Origin of the sequence: Pistricoccus aurantiacus, assembly GCF_007954585.1 — a bacterium.
In the GTDB taxonomy this organism is placed as follows: domain Bacteria; phylum Pseudomonadota; class Gammaproteobacteria; order Pseudomonadales; family Halomonadaceae; genus Pistricoccus; species Pistricoccus aurantiacus.
The window spans coordinates 316,630-334,477 of record NZ_CP042382.1 but is presented as its reverse complement, the minus strand read 5'-3'; the positions used below and the strand labels follow the sequence as shown (position 1 = coordinate 334,477).

16 protein-coding genes and 1 other annotated feature are annotated in these 17,848 nt (G+C 58.6%); of the genes, 13 read left to right on the top strand and 3 right to left on the bottom strand.

Translation table 11 applies throughout. The annotated features are described in order from the left end of the window. Positions 1-254 precede the first annotated feature (254 nt). The 4 genes from FGL86_RS01530 to FGL86_RS01515 all read left to right on the top strand — a co-directional run bounded on the left by FGL86_RS01530 (position 255) and on the right by FGL86_RS01515 (position 4,143). Positions 255-1,483 (top strand): IS3 family transposase gene (locus tag FGL86_RS01530; protein ID WP_425468305.1). Its coding sequence is split into 2 segments (ribosomal slippage): positions 255-534 and positions 534-1,483, totalling 1,230 coding nucleotides; the frame shifts between segments, so codons are not numbered across the junction. Beyond that, positions 533-649, top strand: a sequence feature (AL1L pseudoknot). It overlaps the preceding gene by 117 nt. A gap of 215 nt (positions 1,484-1,698) precedes the next feature. Then, complete coding sequence (locus FGL86_RS01525) at positions 1,699-2,895, top strand: IS4 family transposase (protein WP_147182951.1); 1,197 nt, start codon at positions 1,699-1,701, stop codon at positions 2,893-2,895. A gap of 34 nt (positions 2,896-2,929) precedes the next feature. After that, positions 2,930-3,775, top strand: coding sequence for a PhzF family phenazine biosynthesis protein (locus FGL86_RS01520; RefSeq protein WP_147182950.1), 846 nt, complete (start codon positions 2,930-2,932; stop codon positions 3,773-3,775). Positions 3,776-3,909: 134 nt separating this feature from the next. Further along, positions 3,910-4,143 (top strand): CopG family transcriptional regulator, encoded by a 234-nt coding sequence (locus tag FGL86_RS01515; RefSeq protein ID WP_147182949.1) that lies wholly within the window; start codon positions 3,910-3,912, stop codon positions 4,141-4,143. A 53-nt stretch (positions 4,144-4,196) separates the two neighbouring features. On the opposite strand, the gene FGL86_RS01510 is transcribed toward FGL86_RS01515, so the two are convergent. Together FGL86_RS01510 and FGL86_RS01505 are read right to left on the bottom strand one after the other, a co-directional pair. Beyond that, entirely contained in the window at positions 4,197-5,666 is a 1,470-nt protein-coding gene (locus FGL86_RS01510) for a UdgX family uracil-DNA binding protein (protein ID WP_222433781.1), read from the bottom strand. A gap of 17 nt (positions 5,667-5,683) precedes the next feature. After that, positions 5,684-6,952, bottom strand: a complete 1,269-nt coding sequence (locus FGL86_RS01505; protein ID WP_147182948.1) for a putative DNA modification/repair radical SAM protein — start codon at positions 6,950-6,952, stop codon at positions 5,684-5,686. A 187-nt stretch (positions 6,953-7,139) separates the two neighbouring features. On the opposite strand from FGL86_RS01505, the gene FGL86_RS01500 reads away from it, so the two are divergent. The 5 genes from FGL86_RS01500 to FGL86_RS01480 all read left to right on the top strand — a co-directional run bounded on the left by FGL86_RS01500 (position 7,140) and on the right by FGL86_RS01480 (position 12,631). Beyond that, complete coding sequence (locus FGL86_RS01500) at positions 7,140-9,350, top strand: OsmC domain/YcaO domain-containing protein (RefSeq protein ID WP_147182947.1); 2,211 nt, start codon at positions 7,140-7,142, stop codon at positions 9,348-9,350. Between the two features lie 72 nt (positions 9,351-9,422). Further along, positions 9,423-10,184: an endo alpha-1,4 polygalactosaminidase gene (locus FGL86_RS01495; protein ID WP_147182946.1), complete on the top strand. Its 762-nt coding sequence runs from the start codon at positions 9,423-9,425 to the stop codon at positions 10,182-10,184. Positions 10,185-10,235: 51 nt separating this feature from the next. Then, positions 10,236-10,595, top strand: coding sequence for a DUF3140 domain-containing protein (locus FGL86_RS01490; protein ID WP_147182945.1), 360 nt, complete (start codon positions 10,236-10,238; stop codon positions 10,593-10,595). Between the two features lie 177 nt (positions 10,596-10,772). Beyond that, a complete protein-coding gene (locus FGL86_RS01485) occupies positions 10,773-12,026 on the top strand; it encodes a dicarboxylate/amino acid:cation symporter (protein ID WP_147182944.1) in 1,254 nt (417 codons plus the stop codon). Between the two features lie 11 nt (positions 12,027-12,037). Beyond that, complete coding sequence (locus tag FGL86_RS01480; RefSeq protein ID WP_246131705.1) at positions 12,038-12,631, top strand: GNAT family N-acetyltransferase; 594 nt, start codon at positions 12,038-12,040, stop codon at positions 12,629-12,631. Between the two features lie 165 nt (positions 12,632-12,796). On the opposite strand, the gene FGL86_RS01475 is transcribed toward FGL86_RS01480, so the two are convergent. After that, complete coding sequence (locus tag FGL86_RS01475) at positions 12,797-13,405, bottom strand: class I SAM-dependent methyltransferase (RefSeq protein ID WP_147182943.1); 609 nt, start codon at positions 13,403-13,405, stop codon at positions 12,797-12,799. A gap of 175 nt (positions 13,406-13,580) precedes the next feature. On the opposite strand from FGL86_RS01475, the gene FGL86_RS01470 reads away from it, so the two are divergent. The 4 genes from FGL86_RS01470 to phbB all read left to right on the top strand — a co-directional run bounded on the left by FGL86_RS01470 (position 13,581) and on the right by phbB (position 17,799). Continuing rightward, on the top strand, positions 13,581-14,609 hold the full coding sequence (locus FGL86_RS01470) for a mechanosensitive ion channel family protein (RefSeq protein ID WP_147182942.1): 1,029 nt from the start codon (positions 13,581-13,583) through the stop codon (positions 14,607-14,609). Between the two features lie 25 nt (positions 14,610-14,634). Continuing rightward, positions 14,635-15,204 carry a DUF3465 domain-containing protein gene (locus FGL86_RS01465; RefSeq protein WP_147182941.1) on the top strand — a complete coding sequence of 190 codons (570 nt, stop codon included), beginning with the start codon at positions 14,635-14,637 and terminating at the stop codon, positions 15,202-15,204. Beyond that, on the top strand, positions 15,125-16,444 hold the full coding sequence (locus FGL86_RS01460; RefSeq protein WP_147182695.1) for an IS1380 family transposase: 1,320 nt from the start codon (positions 15,125-15,127) through the stop codon (positions 16,442-16,444). Before FGL86_RS01465 ends, FGL86_RS01460 begins: the two co-directional genes overlap by 80 nt. A 608-nt stretch (positions 16,445-17,052) precedes the next feature. Next, a complete protein-coding gene (gene phbB, locus FGL86_RS01455) occupies positions 17,053-17,799 on the top strand; it encodes an acetoacetyl-CoA reductase (protein WP_147182940.1) in 747 nt (248 codons plus the stop codon). The last annotated feature ends 49 nt before the right edge of the window (positions 17,800-17,848 follow it).

The window sequence follows — 17,848 nt, the reverse complement described above, 5'->3', positions numbered from 1 at the left end:
TTTGAGATCCAGATAACACAATAGCAAAAGGGAGCAATGCGTCTAATACACTCACGCGGGCAGGTCTCGCGTTTAGTCCTGACGGTTACCTTAAAAGTTCATGGCAATGCTGAAAGCGTGCGGTCAGTGCTTGTCGCGAGATCTCTTGACACTCATTGGCAAGACTCCCTTTCCTTTTAGTAAGCCAATGGTTGAGAATCGATATGAACCGCCCCGGGTTTTGAGGAGGCTCCAGCATCTGAGAGAATGGAGCCATGAACAAGTCAAACAAGTTTTCCCCTGAGGTTAAAGAGCGCGCTGTCCGGCTAGTGCAGGAGCATCGTGACGAGTACCCGTCGCTGTGGGCGGCTGTGGAGTCTATAGCCCCCAAGATTGGCTGTGTACCACAAACGTTGCTGGAATGGGTCAAGCGTGCCCAGATCGATATCGGTGAGCGCCCTGGAACAACCACCGCCGAGACACAACGCATGAAGGACCTGGAGCGTGAGAATAAGGAATTGCGGCGCGCCAATGACATCCTTCGCACGGCCAGCGCTTTTTTCGCCCAGGCGGAGCTCGACCGCAAGCTGAAGTCGTAAACACCTACATTGATCAGCATCGGGATACCTACGGGGTCGAGCCGATCTGCAAAGTATTGCAGATTGCCCCGTCGGCCTACCGGCGTCATGCGGCCCGGCAGCGCAATCCGGCACGACGCAGTGACCGGGTCAAGCGCGACGAGGTTTTGATACCGCATATCAAGCGTGTCTGGAATGACAACCTCAAGGTCTATGGTGCCGATAAAGTCTGGAAGCAGATGAACCGGGAAGCCATCCCTGTGGCCCGCTGTACCGTGGAACGGCTCATGAGATTTCTGGGCCTTCAGGGTGCCCGTCGCGGCAAGACGATGCGTACCACCGTCCCGGATCAGTCAGTGCCGTGCCCGCTGGATCGGGTCAACCGGCAGTTTGTCGCCGACCGTCCGGACCAGCTCTGGGTATCGGACTTTACCTACGTTTCCACTTGGCAAGGCTGGTTGTATGTGGCTTTCGTTGTGGATGTCTTCGCCCGCCATATTGTGGGTTGGCGCGTCAGTCGCACGATGAACACGGATTTCGTACTCGATGCTCTGGAGCAGGCACTCTACGCCCGTCAGCCCGACAAGTCAGAGGACTTGATTCATCACTCCGACAGGGGATCACAGTATGTGTCGATCCGTTACACGGAACGCCTGGCCGAAGCAGGCATCGATCCATCGGTAGGCAGCAAAGGCGACAGTTACGATAACGCCCTCACTGAAACCATCAACGGCTTGTACAAAGCAGAATTGATCCACCGGCGCGGCCCCTGGAAATCCATGGAATCCGTTGAGCTGGCGACGCTGGAATGGGTATCCTGGTTCAACCACCAACGGCTGATGGAGCCACTGGGGTATATCCCGCCGGCAGAAGCTGAGGCAAACTACTATCGGCAACTTAACAGTCAGGCCGCTATGGCAGCGTGACTTAAACTAACGGGCCTCCGCGATACGCGGGGCGGTTCAATACGTTGTTATTACATCCGCTAAGTTCAGAATGCGAGTCATGACTCACCGATCAGGAGTAATCCCTGATGGATCCCCAGGAAAGAAGCAGTAAAATCAGAAGGATATAATTGAAAAGGCCTGCATGGATTGGCATGTTGTTAATCGCCAAACCAACAATATGCCGAAGGAGATCCATGCAGGCCCCTCGATTCTTGCATACTCTGCTGACGTCATCACTCCCCTCGATCCATGCCAAACGCTTGCAGACACTGCTCGACACGGTGGGGGCCCTGTTGAGCGAGCGCCGCCTGGGCTTGACCGCCCTGGGGCGTGCCTTACCGGGACCGGTGGATACCAAGCATACCATCAAGCGGGTCGATCGGTTGTTGGGCAATCCTCATCTTCACCAAGAGCGGCCGTTATTCTATTGGCTCGTGGCCACCCTGCTGGTCGGCCACACGACACGCCCGCTGATTCTGGTGGACTGGTCGCCGATCGATGACCGTGGCCAGCGGTTCCTGCTGCGTGCCGCCGTGCCATTTGCCGGGCGCTCCTTGCCGATTTTCGAAAAAGTCCACCACAAGGATGGCTGCCAACACTGTGAAGCGTACTTGCTCGCGGCCTTGGCCGAGATCCTGCCGGCCAAGGCAACGCCGATCCTGGTCACCGATGCGGGCTTTCGCAACCCGTGGTTCAAGGCGGTCGAGGCACGTGGTTGGTACTACGTTGGTCGGGTACGCAGCCCCACGCGCTGCCAGGTGTCTGGCGGCGCGTGGCGACCTGTGACCGCCTTGTTTCAACACGCGAGTTCGGTACCGCAATCGCTGGGGGCTGTCGAAATCGCCGAGAGCAACCCGCTGACCACCCACCTGGTGCTCTATCATCGGCCGCCGAAAGGGCGAAAGCATCGCAATAAGCGAGGTCAGATCTCCCACGACGGCCGCAGTCGGGCGATGGCCCAGCGCCAGAAGGAACCTTGGGTGCTGGTCAGCAACCTGCCGGAGCGCTCCACGCTGGCGGACAAACTGGTCGCTATCTATCGGCAGCGCATGCAGATTGAAGAGGGCTTCCGTGACATCAAGAGCCCCTTGTTTGGTCTGGGCTTCGGCATGCACCAGTCTCGCCAGAGCAAGCGCATCGAAATCCTGCTGCTGATCGCGATGCTGGCCAATGTCGTCGTGATGGTGGCCGGCCTGCAGGTCCGTGACAGCGGTCAACAGCAGCGCTTCCAGAGCAACAGTATCCGGCACCGGAACGTGCTCTCCGTATGGCGCTTGGGGCTCGAGCGGCTGCGGCGTCGTCGTGTCGATGCTGCCCCTTGGCCTTCTTGGAAAGCGCTTCAAGCAAGCCTTCAGGAGGAGGCCAGGGGGCAGGCCTTATGCGACGGATAGCCGAAGTTCGTGGGGATCCCTCAGGAGTAATCCCATGACTGGCGCCCTCTATCGACTTTCTGCGTTCACTCGTGACCCCCAGGGCGGTAATCCCGCCGGGGTCTGGCTGGGTGAAACGCTGCCGGACGCCGTTATCATGCAGCGTATTGCGGCGGAAGTTGGCTATTCCGAGACGGCGTTTATCGCGCCGCTCCAAGGGAAGGCGCGGAACGTGCGGTACTTTAGCCCCCAAGCCGAGGTGAGCTTCTGCGGTCATGCCACCGTAGCAAGCGGCGTAGTGCTGGGGCGTCTTAGTGGGGAGGGCACCTATGAGTTGAATACCGCCGTAGGCACGGTGCCGGTGGTGGTACGTCGGATAGATGATGGTTGGCAGGCGTCGTTGACATCGGTGACGCCGGACTATCAAGCCGCCACGCCAACGCTAGTCGAAGAGGTTTTGGCGATTCTCGGCTGGCAGCCCTCGGAGCTCGATACCGAGCTGCCGCCGGCCAAGGCCTATGCCGGGGCTTGGCATCTGGTGCTGGCGACCGCATCAAAAACACGGCTAGAACGACTGGACTATGATTTTGAGGCACTCAAGGCACTGATGCTGCGGGAGAATTTGACCACGCTTCAGCTCGTCTGGCGCGAATCCGCATCGTGTTTTCATGCACGCAATCCCTTCCCGGTAGGTGGCGTGGTGGAAGATCCAGCCACTGGCGCTGCGGCTGCAGCATTGGGCGGTTATCTGCGCGAGGCAGGATTGATCGAGACACCTGCCCAGCTGACGATCCATCAAGGCGCAGCGATGGGGCGGCCAAGCCTGCTGGAAGTCGACATACCACGCCGTGGCGGTATTCAGGTCACGGGTAGGGCGGTAGATATCCCACATCAAACATAGCTTTTGCACCGTCGCGATAGTGTAAATATCGCGCTCGATGACGAGCGATGCGCAATTTGGTATGGCAGAGCGATCTTTAAGGCTTTGACGTTATGGCGCTAAAATGTGCGTTCAAGCAAGCCTTGGTGAATGCCATGAGTGAGACACCGAAGCGTTCCACAGTCTATTTCGACCCCCAACTGCATGCTGCGCTGCGTCTAAAGACTGCTCATACCCACCGTTCCGTATCGGATATCGTCAACGATGCCGTACGTGCGGCATTGGCTGAGGATCAAGAAGATCTGGCGGCGTTCGAGGAGCGGGTTTCCGAGCCGACGATTAGTTATAAAGCGTTGCTGAACGATTTGAAGGCGCATGGCAAATTATAAGTTCGTTTTCTTACTGAGCGGCAACGTCGTCAGAAGGGTCCGAACTACGCCCATCACTTGATACCCAGCGAGTTCAGTTTTTCAGCGGCCACTTGCAGGTCCGCCACGAAGCGCTGGATTTCCCGAGGGTTATTGCCGCTGCGCAGCAGATGGGCCGGATGCACGGTGATCAGATACTGACGCCCCTGCCGTGCAAGAAGCTTACCTCTGTCTCGCGCGATTTGAACGTTTTCACCGAGCTGCGCCCGAGCGGCGGTCATGCCCAGACAGATAATGATGCTCGGCTGCACTTGCTCTATCTCTGCTGCCAGCCACTGGGAGCAGGCGTCGATCTCTTCTTGGCTGGGACGCTCATGCAGGCGGCGCCTGCCTTGAGGGCGAAACTTGAAATGCTTGACCGTGTTGGTGATGTATAGTTCTTGACGGCTCAGCCCCGCAGCGGCCAGGGCACGGTTCAGCAGTTCTCCTGCCGGGCCGACGAAGGGCTTGCCGGCAAGGTCTTCGTTGTCTCCGGGCTGCTCGCCGATCAGCATGATTCTGGCTGGCACTGGCCCCTCACCGAACACCGCCTGGGTCGCGGGCTGCCACAGGGGGCAGTTGCGGCAGCTTTGCGCCGCCAGCGCCAACTGTTGAATCGATCCGGATTCGCTTTTTTGTATCGCCTCGCTAAGCGCTTGCGCAGGTGTGGCAGGGCGCGGGCCGCAACGAAGACGCTCCGAAGATTTGGCGTCCTTCGCCATGGCCGCGACCCGCCTGTCTGCCTCCTGAATCAGCGTGGGGATGAGCCGGGATTCCGGCAGGTTCTTCCAATACTTCTGCGGCATTTCCGCCATCATGGCCTGAATCTTCACTCGGGCCGGGTTGAATATATGTCGGTAGTAACAGCGCCAGGTATCTTCCACTACGTCGTTGTCCGGGGCCGCTGCCTTGTCGGCTCCTTCGCTGAACCACACCTTGCCACTGCCTTCCCAGTGAGCGCAGCAATCCGGGGTCAGAATCGACCAGCGCATGTTGGCGAATCGGCGCTGAAAAAAAGGGGCAGCATATTCGACAATAAAATGATCCGGCTCGAACCAGGCAATATAGCGCCGGTCGCCATCTGTGGTATCGACGGCGCGAAAGCGCACGAACGCTTTCATCTTGTGGGCGTCGCGACTTACCGCCTTGGCATAGTTTCGTAGCCGTGCAACCTGCGGGTCGCCGGCAAGCTGCATGAGATGCCTCTCGCCGTGGGTCAGTCGCCAAAGAAGGTGATACAGCAGCGCCCAGCGCTCGCTGCTTCGATAACAGCTGGCGGCGCGAGCCTGGGTAATAAAAGCTTTGGGCACGCGAATGGCGGTGGCGCTCGAAGACGCAGTTTCGCGTTTCCGGGTGTGATCCGGCTGCCACCAGACCCGCTGCGGCGGTGTCTCATCTACAAGCAGTTGTCGCGCTCGCTGCTGCCAGCTGGAGAAGTCAGGATGGAAGCGCACCGCCGTCAGCGCATCCGTGTCCATGTCATCAAACAGTGAGGGTTGCGTCATGGCGGCGTGGTCCCGGGTTACAGCAGCGAGAGCTGCCGGGCGGGTGGGGCATAGCGTGCCCGAAGCCGGTCGCTGTCAAGTTCAACGAGGGAAGGATGATGATTGGCGCAGACTATGAAGGGCATTGCCTTCTTCACGCCGGCGCGCATGGCGATAAGGTCTTCCAATCGAACCTTCTGGAATCTTCGAATCTGCAGTATGCGATCCACGCTTCTGACCCCGAGACCGGGAATCCGCAGCAGCCGCGTCCGGGAGTCGCGATTTATGTCCACCGGAAAGTAGCCGCGATTGGCCAGCGCCCAGCCGAGCTTGGGATCGACCTCCAGGGAGAGCATGCCGGGTGTCGTCCCCGGGTCCGGCGACTGGGTGATTTCATCCGCCGCGTAGCCATAGAAACGCATCAGCCAGTCGGCTTGATACAGCCGATGCTCCCGCAGCAGCGGCGGTTGCTGTACCGGCAGCCGCGTGGACGCATCCGGGATGGGGCTGAAGGCGGAATAATAGACGCGGCGCAGCGCGTATCCGGCGTACAGTGCTGATGAGGTTTGCAGAATGTGGGCGTCCGTGGAGGGCTCCGCGCCGACGATGATCTGGGTGGACTGGCCGGCGGGGGCGAAAACCGGCGGCTTGCCGGTGCCGGAACGACGCGGTTGCCGGCGGTAGGCGTCCTGGTCCGCGACGGCTTCTTCACGACGCGACCGAATACGCGCCATGGACAGCTTGATGGTGCGCTGATCCTTTTCCGGTGCCAAGTCTGCCAGTGCCTGCTGGGTGGGCAGTTCGATATTGATACTGAGCCGGTCCGCATAGCGGCCTGCCGCCGCCAGCAGGTCACCGTCCGCCTCGGGAATCGTCTTGAGGTGAATGTAGCCACGAAAGTCGTGTTCTTCGCGCAGCTTGCGCGCCACCGCCACCAGCTGTTCCATGGTGTAGTCCGGGTTGCGGATGATGCCGGAGCTCAGGAACAACCCTTCGATGTAGTTGCGCTTGTAGAAATCCAGGGTCAGGTTCACGACCTCGTCCACGGTAAACCGCGCTCGGCGCACGTTGGAGGAGTTGCGATTGACGCAGTAGCTGCACTCGTAGATGCAGAAATTCGTGAACAGAATCTTCAGAAGCGAAATGCAGCGGCCGTCCGGGGCGTAGGAGTGACAGATGCCCACGCCGTCGGTGGAGCCGACACCGCGACCCTTCGTCGAGTTCTTGGCCTGGGAGCCGCTCGACGCGCAGGAGGCGTCGTACTTGGCGGCGTCAGCCAGGATGGCGAGCTTATCGATCAGTTCCATACTGTTCAATTATACAGTATTTTGCGTGTCGAACCAGTCGATAGCAGCCTCGACTTGCGGTCGGATCATTCGCGCTGCTGCTCGAGCCTGATGTTTTCTGACCCCGCCCAAGACGAAGCACCGCAAAAGCGGGATAATGTCTGGCTACGCGCTACAGCCCCTGAATACACGAATCCGGTGCCTGTCCATGGAAATCAAGGTCAACTATCTCGACAACCTCCGGCTGGAGGCGAAGTTCGACGATTTCACCGTTATCGCCGACCAGCCCATTCGCTACAAGGGTGACGGCTCGGCGCCTGGCCCCTTCGACTACTTTCTGGCGTCGTCGGCCATGTGCGCGGCGTATTTCGTCAAGGTGTACTGCAACGCCCGGGATATTCCCACGGAGAACATCCGCCTGTCCCAGAACAACATCGTCGACCCGGAGAATCGCTACCAGCAGATCTTCAAGATTCAGGTAGAGCTGCCGGAGGATCTGTCCGCCAGGGACCGGGAAGGCATTCTGCGCTCCATCGACCGCTGCACGGTCAAGAAGGTGGTGCAGACCGGGCCGGAGTTCCAGATCGAGGTGGTGGAGAACATCGACGAGGACGCCCAGGCCCTGCTGCTGGGCAAGCCGACTGGCGATGCGACCGGCGAGAACGGTACCTGGATCGAGGGCAAGGATCTGCCGCTGGAGCAGACCATCGCCAACATGACGAAGATGCTCGCGGATCTCGGCATGAAGATCGAGATCGCCTCCTGGCGCAATATCGTGCCCCACGTCTGGTCCCTGCACGTTCGCGACGCGGCCTCGCCGATGTGCTTCACCAACGGCAAGGGCGCCACCAAGGAGAGCGCCCTGTGCTCGGCGCTGGGGGAGTTCATCGAGCGCCTGAGCTGCAACTTCTTCTACAACGACCAGTTCTTCGGCGAGGAGATCGCGGGCAGCCGGTTCGTCCATTACCCCTGCGAGGAGTGGTTCCAGCCGGGACCGAATGACGCCCTGCCGGCGGGCATCCTGGATGACTACACCCGGAAAATCTACGATCCGGACGGCGAGCTGCGCGGCTCCCACCTGTTCGACACCAACTCCGGCAGGACGGAGCGCGGCGTCGTCGCCTTGCCGTTTGTGCGCCGGTCCGACGGCGAGACGGTCTATTTTCCCTCCAATCTGATCGAGAACCTCTACCTCAGCAACGGTATGAGCGCCGGCAACACCCTGCAGGAAGCCCAGGTGCAGTGCCTGTCGGAAATCTTCGAGCGGGCGGTGAAGCGCCGGATCATCGAAGAGGAAATCGCCCTGCCGGACGTGCCGCTAGCGGTGCTCAGAAAGCACCCGGCCATTCTCGAGGGCATCGAAGCGCTGGAGGCCCAGGGCTTCCCGATCCTGGTCAAGGATGCCTCCCTGGGCGGCCAATTCCCGGTGATGTGCGTCACCCTGATGAATCCCAAGACCGGCGGCGTCTTCGCCTGCTTCGGCGCCCATCCGAGCTTCCACGTGGCCCTGGAGCGCAGCCTGACCGAGCTGATGCAGGGCCGCAGCTTCGAGGGGCTGAACGACTTCCTGCCGCCGACCTTCAACTCCCTGGCGGTGGCCGAGCCGAACAACTACGTGGAACACTTCATCGACTCCTCCGGCGTAGTGTCCTGGCGCTTCTTCAGCTCGAAAGCGGACGTTGAGTTCGTCGAGTGGGATTTTTCCGGCAGCGGTTCCAGCAGTACCGGGCAGGAGGCCGCGGGCCTGTTCCGCATTCTTGAAGAACTGGGCCTCGAGAGTTACATGATGGTGCACGAGGACCTGGGCGCGCCGGTCTGCCGCATCCTGGTGCCGGGTTATTCCGAGGTCTACCCGGTGGAGGACCTGATCTGGGACAACACCAACAAGGCGCTGCTGTTCCGCGAGGACATTCTCAATCTGCACGAGTTGAGCGACGATCGGCTGGCGGATCTGCTGGAACGCCTGGAAGAGAGCCAGATCGATGATCACGAGGATATCTTCAACCTGATCGGCATCGAGTTCGACGAGAATACGGTCTGGGGGCAGCTGACCATCCTCGAACTCAAGCTGCTGATCAACCTGGCCCTCGGCCAGCAGGAGGAGGCACTGGATCGGGCGCAGATGTTTCTGCAGTACAACAACAACACCGTCGAGCGCGGGCTCTTCTATCAGGCGGTGTGCGCGGTGCTGGAAATCGCCCTGGATGACGAGCTCGAACTGGATGACTACCTTTACAACTTCAAGCGCATGTTCGGCGAGGAAACCATGAACGCCGTGGTCGGTTCGGTCAACGGCGATGTACGCTTTCACGGTCTGAGCCCGACCAATATGCGGCTGGAGGGTCTTGATCGGCACCAGCGGCTGATCGAAAGCTACAGGAAGCTGCACGCCCATCGTGCGGCCTTGAGTGAAGGATAGCGCGTGTTGGATACGATAACGTCAAGACCTGCTGTCTTGATTCCCCTTCTTGCCTCGCTGCCGGTTTTGCTGATGTCTTGCGATGATTCCGACTACCGAGCGATGCCTGTCTACAACCAGGCGTACCAGCAGAACTACGAGGCGGATCAAATACCGGGGATTCTCGATAACGCTCGAAATGCCTATGTGCTGCTGGATCCGTTTGATGGTGACAATGCGGCACACGTGGACGCCATCAAGCAGCAGGGCAACGAAGTCGGTGCCTATATCAGTATCGGCACGGGAGAAACCTATAGAGACGATTTTTCAGCCATGCGGCCTTTTCTGGTCAGCGAACCCTGGGAGGCCTGGTCAGAGGAATATTTCGTCAATAGAACCGACGAAAAGCTGTTGAATATCATGAAGGCTCGCATCGACAAGATAGCCGGCTGGGGCTTCGACTGGGTCGAATTCGATAACATGGATTGGTTTTACGACGACAAGGAAAGGGAAGCCTACGATTTTCAAGTCACAAGAGCCGAAGGGATCAATTATTATCGGACGCTCTGCGACCATGTACACAGTAAAGGCATGAAGTGCATGGCCAAGAACACCGTGGAAGGGGCGACGAATTTCGATGGCGTGATCTACGAATCTTATCCCGATGAAAGGAACTGGTGGGAGCAATCCGGTGCCCAGGATTTTCTGGATGCGGGCAAGCTAGTCATCATCAACCACTATAACGAAGAGAACTGCGCGAAAGCCTATCGGCAGTACAAGGAAATCTACAGCGGTAACCTATCCTTTATTTGCGAGGATGCGAAAGCAGAGAAATACGTGCATTTCAACCAGTGATTCCCGCGCGTCGGCTCAGGATTCTGGTCAGCCGGAATTATCGAGGTAGCGATGTCATCTTCGAAATCCCATGAAGAAATCTGGCGTGAATGGCAGCAGTTGGTCAACATGGCTCCCGCAGAACTCGAGCGCTGGCTCGAAACGGAAGAGAGCAAGTCGGTGGGAGACTCGTCAAACGGCGGGGAGTCTACCGGCCATCAGTCCGGAAAGCGTATTGTTGAGATCAAGCGAACGAACAAGGCGGATCTGGAAGAGACCGATTGGGAGCATATGGCACAGGTTGTCGCCTACGTAAAGCGGCATTGTTCACAAGGCGGCCCATCATCGGATATCGAGAGCAGTGCCTGGCGCTATTCCTTGATGAACTGGGGACACGACCCCTTGAAAGAGGATGGCTGCGCCAAGGATTGAAGGCGGATGTCATGCTCCGATAGCCGTTGTGCTAGAGCGATTTGATCTATCGGTGACGGTCAGTGACATTTACCCCTCACCGGATATCCCGCACAATCGGCGCCATCACGGACGAGGAAGCTACCTTATGACATCAGTGTCCAATCACCTCGCCAGCGCCCGAGCGAGGAGCCTGTCATGAAGGCCATATGGAACGGCTACTTGAACGCTTCGCTGATCCTGCGGGTCAGCATCGCCCTGGTGCTGGGGTTGATCGTCGGGCTGCTGGGCGGGCAAACCGCCGCGGACTGGCTGGCGCCCTTCGGCGAGCTGCTGCTGCGGCTCTTGCGGTTTCTGATCGTGCCGATCGTGCTGTTCACCCTGATGGTCGGTATCAACCAGGCCAACCTTACCAGCATGGGGCGGATGGGGCGCAAGCTGTTCGGCTACTATGTGCTCACCTCCGCCTTGGCGATTGTCGTGGGGCTTGTGGTTGCCACCCTGTTCGAGCCGGGACGCGGCTTGACCCTGAGCGAGGATGCCCAGGTGGAGGTGCCGGACAACCCGGGGTTCGCCCATGTGCTGCTGAATATCGTGCCGGACAACATCATCGTCGCCTTCGCCGAGTTGAACCTGCTGGGCATCATCTTCACCGCCATCGTATTCGGCGTCGCGCTGCTGAAACTGCGTGATTCCGAGAGTCACGGTGAACTGGGCGAGGCGCTTTATCGCGTGGTGGAGGGTCTCAACGCGGTCACCTTGAAGGTCATGGGGGGAATTCTGCAGTACGTGCCCATCGGCGTGTTCGCCATCGTCGCCAAGACCGTCGGCGAACAGGGAATGAATACCATTCTTTCCCTGGGTAACATGGTGGCGGTGCTGTATATCGCCTTGGCGGTTCATCTGATCGTCTATTGCGTGCTGATGCGCCTGTTCGGGGTGCGCTTGCGGTCCTTCTTTCGCGAAGCACGCACGCCGATGGCGACCGCCTTCGCCACCCAGAGCAGTTCCGGCACGCTGCCGCTGACCCTCGACGCCGCCCGGCGGCTAGGCACGCCGCAGAGCCTTTACGGCTTCAGTCTACCGCTTGGCGCCACCATCAACATGGACGGCGCGGCGATTCGTATCGCGATTTCCGCGGTCTTCGCCGCCAACGTGGTAGGGATGCAGTTGGACTTGATTACCATGATCGAGATCGTGCTGATCGGCACCCTGACTTCCATCGGCACCGCCGGGGTGCCCGGCGCCGGCATCGTCATGATCGCCACGGTCTTTGCCCAGGTGGGGCTGCCCATCGAGACCGTCGCCCTGCTGGTGTCCATCGATGCCCTGGTGGGCATGGGCGCCACGGCGCTCAATGTGACCGGCGATCTGGTGGGCACGGCGATCATCGCCCGTGGCGAGAGCAAGCACGAAGCGAAAGCCGAGGCTCCGGTGTCCGAGAGCGGCTAAGGAGACAAGCGTTGTCCCATAAACTGCGCACGATGGCCGTCGAAGGAAGTGACATAGCACCATGGCTCGAGGATATCGCGGCTTTGCGCATACGGGTATTTCGCGATTTTCCCTATCTCTATGACGGCTCCTACGATTACGAGCGGGAGTACCTGCGTACCTATGCCGAGTCCGATACCGCCGTATGCGTGCTGGCGCTGGACGGCGATCGCGTGGTGGGAGCTTCCACCGGCATGGCGATGGCGGATGAAACAGAGGAGTTTCGCAAGCCCCTGGAAGAGGCGGGCCATGATACCGGGTCGATCTTCTACTGCGCGGAATCCGTGCTAATGCCGGAATACCGGGGACGAGGGCTGTATCGTGCCTTCTTCGACGAGCGCGAAGCTCACGCCCGCAAGTCGGGCAAGCGGCTGAGCGTGTTTTGCGCCGTCGAGCGACCGGAAAATCATCCCCTGCGACCGGCCGGCTATCAGTCCCTTGATCCTATCTGGCGACGTTTTGGCTATCAGCCGATGGTCGGGGTGAGCGCGCGGTTTCGCTGGAAGGATATCGATCTGGCGCAAGAGACCGAGAAGCGCCTGGCGTTCTATCAAAAATGGCTATGATTCAGCCACCGCTTCGCCTCTCGAAAGGCTATCGTCATTATCTTGCGCCGGATGCGAGCCTTCCAGAAGATCGACTCGAATCCGATGCTGACGCCATCCGGCAAGGCTGCGATTCGTGACGATCGATAGGGCATCGCGGCCATCCAATAGATGGCCCGAAAAGGATCAAGGCGTGCACTGGTAAAAGTGCGCGGGTAGAAAATTGATCGGCTCGAACCCGTGGGTCACCTTCGAGAATATTTCTCGCAGCTGGGGCAGGGTACTGGGGGAAAACTGGTAGAGCAGAAAGGCGCCGCCGGGAACGATGACCTGTCGGGTAGCGTGCAGGATGTTTTCCCGCGTGTCGCCCGGCAGGGTGCTGAAAGGAATGCCCGCCAGTACGTAATCGACCTTGTCGATATGGCGCTCCCGAAGAACGCGCTGGACATCCGCCGCGGAGCCATGCACCACCTCAAGCCTCGGGTCCGGATAGACCTCTTTGATGTAGTTCACGAAATCCCGGTTGGTTTCCAGCACGATCAGCGTGGCGTCCGGGCGCATGCGGCGCAGGATCTGCTGGGTAAAGGTGCCGATGCCCGGTCCGTATTCCACCAGCACCTTGGCCTGTTGCCAGTCGATACGCCTCAGCAGACGCCTGACCAGAAACGGCGAGCTGGGGATGATCGAGCCCAGCATCCGAGGGTGCTTCAGAAAATTTCCGGCAAAGAGAGCGAACTTGCGGTGCTGGGAAAACGAACAGGAGCGAAGGGGGGGTATCTGTTTGGTGTATTTCATGCACGTTCCTCGTGGCCTGGTTTGCGGGAAGCATTCCCGAACGGTGCTTTCACGATAGACCAGCATACCCGTCAGGAATAGTTGTGATAAACGATACGACGTCGGTAGATTGGTCTCAGGACAAATAAGAATAACCATGGATTCCCCATCAGATGATTGGGGATATGGAGACAAAATGGCAGAGCAAGCGAGCTCCCAGGCAGGTACCGCAGGGCTCCAGGATACGCCTCAACAGATGGATATGGATTTTGGCGCTTCCATCGAGCGTATCGACAGCTGGATCGATGGTGCCATCCGGCTGCTGCCCAATCTCATAGTGGCGGTCGTGCTGTTGATCTTGTTCTATGGCTTGGGATTGTTGGCTCGCCATCTGATTCGGCGGCAATCGACGCGCAAGCAGCGAGACAATCTGGGTGAGGTGCTAGGCGGGTTCGTGAAATGGGTGGTGATTCTGATCGGTTTTCTGCTCGCCGCCACCATCGTGATACCCACCCTGAAACCGGGAGACCTGATTGCCGGGCTGGGAGTCAGTTCCGTGGCAATCGGCTTCGCCTTCAAGGACATTCTGCAGAACTGGCTGGAGGGTCTGCTCATTCTGCTGCGTCAGCCCTTTAATATCGACGATCAGATCAGGGTCAATGACCATGAGGGCACCGTCGAACGCATCGAGAACCGCGCGACCATCATCAAGACCTACGACGGTCAGCGCATCGTGGTACCCAATAGCGATATATACACCAATGCGGTCCTGGTCAAAACGGCGCATGAGAAACGCCGCAGCCAGTATGATATCGGCATCGGCTACGGCGATGGCATCGATAAGGCCTGTGCGGTGATACGCAAGGCGGTGGCCGGCGTGGCTGGGGTGGAAAAAGAGCCCGCACCGGAAGCGCTACCCTGGGATCTCGCCGCCAGCTGGGTGACGATTCGGGTTCGCTGGTGGACCCACAGTCGCCGAGCGGACGTGGTCCAGGTGCATGCCTCCATCATTAAGGCCATGAAGGAAGCCTTGGACGAGGCGCGTATCGATATGCCTTATGAAACGAATGTTCAGCTGTTTCACGATCAGACCGAAACGACGGATGGCGACCGTGGCGCTCAGCGAGAAGGCTGGCCGGCGCCGGAAGCCGGGACTCCCCGGCCGCGCTGGCAGGCACAAGTGGAGCGCGGAGCGTCTGCCAAGCCGCAGCACAACGCGGACTAGATCACGTCTGAGGGGCTAGCTTGTCATGAAGAGATTTGCTGTATTGTTTCTGTTGGCATTTCTCGGCTACGGCTATCTGCAGGAAAGCGGATTTTCCTTGACATGGCAGTCCTCATCGGCCACTTCCAGCGCCTTGCAAAACGCCTATGACAATCGACAAAGCGATCTCCAGGTCGAAGGCGAGGGTGTCGTGGTTCATGTGCTGCCGGACGATCTCAAGGGGTCGCGCCACCAGCGTTTCATCCTGGAACTCGATAGCGGACAAACCGTCCTGGTCGCCCACAATATCGATCTGGCGCCACGTATCAAGGCGCTGGAAGTGGGTGACCGCGTGGAATTTTTTGGGGAATACGAGTGGAACTCCCGAGGCGGCGTCATTCATTGGACCCATCGCGACCCGCGAGGCAGGCACGTAGCGGGCTGGTTAACCCGGATATTGCACCAGACATGCAAAAAGCGGCTGAAAATCGGTTATAATTCAAGCTCCTATACAAGAACCAACCGACTCAGCCGCCATGACAAAATGTACCACGCCGACCGCCGCCTTTCCACGCTGCAAAGGCCGTCAGATCCTCGCCAGCTTCGATGGCGGTGACGTCACCTCCGACGGCGGCATCCTGCTGCTGCGGCAGATGGATCGTGAGGTGGGCCTGACTCGCGCCGTCGCCCGCCGGATCAGCGATGATCGTGACCCGCAGCGCTGCCTGCATCGCACCGAAACTCTGGTCCGGCAACGCGTGTTCGGCCTGGCGATGGGCTATGAAGATCTCAACGACCACCATGCCCTGCGTCATGACATCGCCCTACAGACCGCCGTCAATACTGATGGCGTGCTGGCCAGCCAGTCGACCCTGTGTCGCTTCGAACAGCAGGCCGGCCGGGATTGGGCGGTCGCCATCCACGAGGAGATGATCGAGCAGTTCATCCGTTCGTTCCGGCAGCCGCCCAAGAAGCCGCTCTACCTCGACTTCGATGCCACCGATGACCGGGTGCACGGCCAGCAGCTCGGGCGGCACTTCAACGGCTACTACGACCATTACATCTTCCTGCCGCTGTTCGTGTTCTGTGGTGATCAGCTGCTGGTCAGCTACCTGCGCCCGGCCTCGCTGGATGCCGCTCACCACGCCGGTGCCATCCTCGCTCTGCTGGTCCGGCGGCTGCGCCAGGCATGGCCCGATGTGAAGATCGTCTTCCGTGGCGACAGCGGCTTCTGCCGCCCGCTGATCCTCAATTGGTGCGACCGCCACGGCGTCGATTACATCATCGGCATCGCCGGCAACCAGCGCCTGGCCAAGCTGGCTCTAGACATCGACTACGCGTCGGCCATCCGCTTCGAGAAGACCTGGGAGAAGCAGCGTGTCTTCGGCTTCATCAAGTACGCCGCCGGCAGTTGGAACAAACGCCGACGACAGGTGATCGTCAAGTCCGAGACCACACGGCGCGGCTTCAACACCCGCTATGTGGTCACCAACCTGCGGGGTTGCAGCGCCGAATGGCTCTACGATAATCGCTACTGCGCCCGGGGCGAGATGGAGAACCGCATCAAGGAGCAGCAGTTCCTGTTCTCCGACCGCACCAGTTGTCACGAGTGGTGGCCCAACCAGTACCGGCTGCTGCTCTCGGGGCTGGCCTACCTGCTGCTGGAACGGATGCGTCGGGTTTACCTCAAACGCACCGCCTTCGCCCAAGCCCAGGTCAACACCATCCGCCTGAAGCTGCTGAAGATCGGCGCCGTCATTACCCGCAACACGCGCACTATCCGGTTGATGCTGAGCAGCCAGTATCCCGAGCAAGACCTTTTCCTGACGCTGGCCAGCAAGTTGGTGCCGGGATAGCGTCGCAGCGTGCTGTCCCCGGCACAGAAAAGACATGGGGGTTGGGGGAAGTGCGCCCTGAAGCCAGGAAATTGATCAAGAAATAGCCAATCTCAACCCCGATCGCCATCATCCCCACCGAGCCTGGAATCTGGGAGCGTCTGGCCGGCCCGGTGCAATATCCGGGTTAAGACATGCAGGAAAAACGTATCAATAATTCAAGTGGTAGTGTCTACCCTTAAAGGGGTCTATACGTCATTTTTAGTTATTCCTCTAATTATTTACGTGTGGGTATTTTACGCATTGTTTTAGAAAAGGATTAGAAAAACGGTCGTAGAAAGACGAGAGATAGAACTGAAAATTTTACAAGAGTATCTTTCTTAAGCTAACTTCACGTAAGCAGTTGCTAAACGATAATCCTAGAGATTCTGATATATTTTAGCGTTTCTGCGAGAAGAAGTTACACTCGAGTCATAGGAAAACAGGTGGAATGAAACAAGGATTCGCCAATCAGCCTTGTCTCGGTCCATACTGCAGGTGAATGCCGGTTGTCGGTATTCGCGTTCTTGAAGGTTGGTGTTTAATACGACTTGCCAGCTTTAAATCTGTCGGCTATCAGGGGGATAACCATGACAAGTACAGCACCTGTCGCTTGGATTACCGGAGGCACCGGTGGTATTGGTTCCGAAATCTGTCGCTTCATGGCCAAGGAGGGATACCAAGTCATCGCAGGCTATAATAATCCGGAAAAAGCTCAGAAATGGCTAGAGCAGCAGAAGTCGGATGGCTTCGATAACATCGATATTTCCGGCGCCAAGATCACCAGTCTTGAATCCTGTGAAGAGGCAGTCAAGGAAATTCGCGACAAGCATGGAAAGATCAGCGTACTGGTCAACTGTGCTGGTATCACGCGCGATACGACCATGAAGAAGATGACCTTCGAGCAGTGGCAGGAAGTGCTGGATACCAACCTCACCAGCGCCTTCAATACTTGCCGCAGCGTGATCAACGACATGCTCGACGATGGATACGGACGCATCGTTAATATCTCTTCCATCAATGGCCGCAAGGGTCAGTTCGGCCAGGTCAACTATTCCGCGGCTAAAGCAGGGATGCACGGCTTGACCATGGCCTTGGCTCAGGAGACCGCTACCAAGGGGATTACCGTCAATACGCTATCGCCGGGCTATATCGCCACGGACATGATCATGAAGATTCCTGAAAAGGTGCGTGAGGCCATCCGAGAATCCATTCCGGTCAAGCGTTACGGTACCCCGGAAGAAATTGCCCGAGCCGTGGCGTTTCTGGCGCACAAGGAATCCGGCTTTATTACCGGGGCCAACCTGGATATCAATGGCGGTCAATTCATGGGCTGATCTTCCGTTTATCGATAATCATGGAAAGCACTGGCGCGGGACTTATGGT

Bases quoted from the DNA above. Each gene is read 5' to 3' on its own strand.
- FGL86_RS01525 (WP_147182951.1), top strand. From the start codon at position 1,699: ATGCAGGCCCCTCGATTCTTGCATACTCTGCTGACGTCATCACTCCCC.
- FGL86_RS01520 (WP_147182950.1), top strand. From the start codon at position 2,930: ATGACTGGCGCCCTCTATCGACTTTCTGCGTTCACTCGTGACCCCCAG.
- FGL86_RS01515 (WP_147182949.1), top strand. From the start codon at position 3,910: ATGAGTGAGACACCGAAGCGTTCCACAGTCTATTTCGACCCCCAACTG.
- FGL86_RS01510 (WP_222433781.1), bottom strand. From the start codon at position 5,666: ATGACGCAACCCTCACTGTTTGATGACATGGACACGGATGCGCTGACG.
- FGL86_RS01505 (WP_147182948.1), bottom strand. From the start codon at position 6,952: ATGGAACTGATCGATAAGCTCGCCATCCTGGCTGACGCCGCCAAGTAC.
- FGL86_RS01500 (WP_147182947.1), top strand. From the start codon at position 7,140: ATGGAAATCAAGGTCAACTATCTCGACAACCTCCGGCTGGAGGCGAAG.
- FGL86_RS01495 (WP_147182946.1), top strand. From the start codon at position 9,423: ATGTCTTGCGATGATTCCGACTACCGAGCGATGCCTGTCTACAACCAG.
- FGL86_RS01490 (WP_147182945.1), top strand. From the start codon at position 10,236: ATGTCATCTTCGAAATCCCATGAAGAAATCTGGCGTGAATGGCAGCAG.
- FGL86_RS01485 (WP_147182944.1), top strand. From the start codon at position 10,773: ATGAAGGCCATATGGAACGGCTACTTGAACGCTTCGCTGATCCTGCGG.
- FGL86_RS01475 (WP_147182943.1), bottom strand. From the start codon at position 13,405: ATGAAATACACCAAACAGATACCCCCCCTTCGCTCCTGTTCGTTTTCC.
- FGL86_RS01470 (WP_147182942.1), top strand. From the start codon at position 13,581: ATGGCAGAGCAAGCGAGCTCCCAGGCAGGTACCGCAGGGCTCCAGGAT.
- FGL86_RS01465 (WP_147182941.1), top strand. From the start codon at position 14,635: ATGAAGAGATTTGCTGTATTGTTTCTGTTGGCATTTCTCGGCTACGGC.
- FGL86_RS01460 (WP_147182695.1), top strand. From the start codon at position 15,125: ATGACAAAATGTACCACGCCGACCGCCGCCTTTCCACGCTGCAAAGGC.
- phbB (WP_147182940.1), top strand. From the start codon at position 17,053: ATGACAAGTACAGCACCTGTCGCTTGGATTACCGGAGGCACCGGTGGT.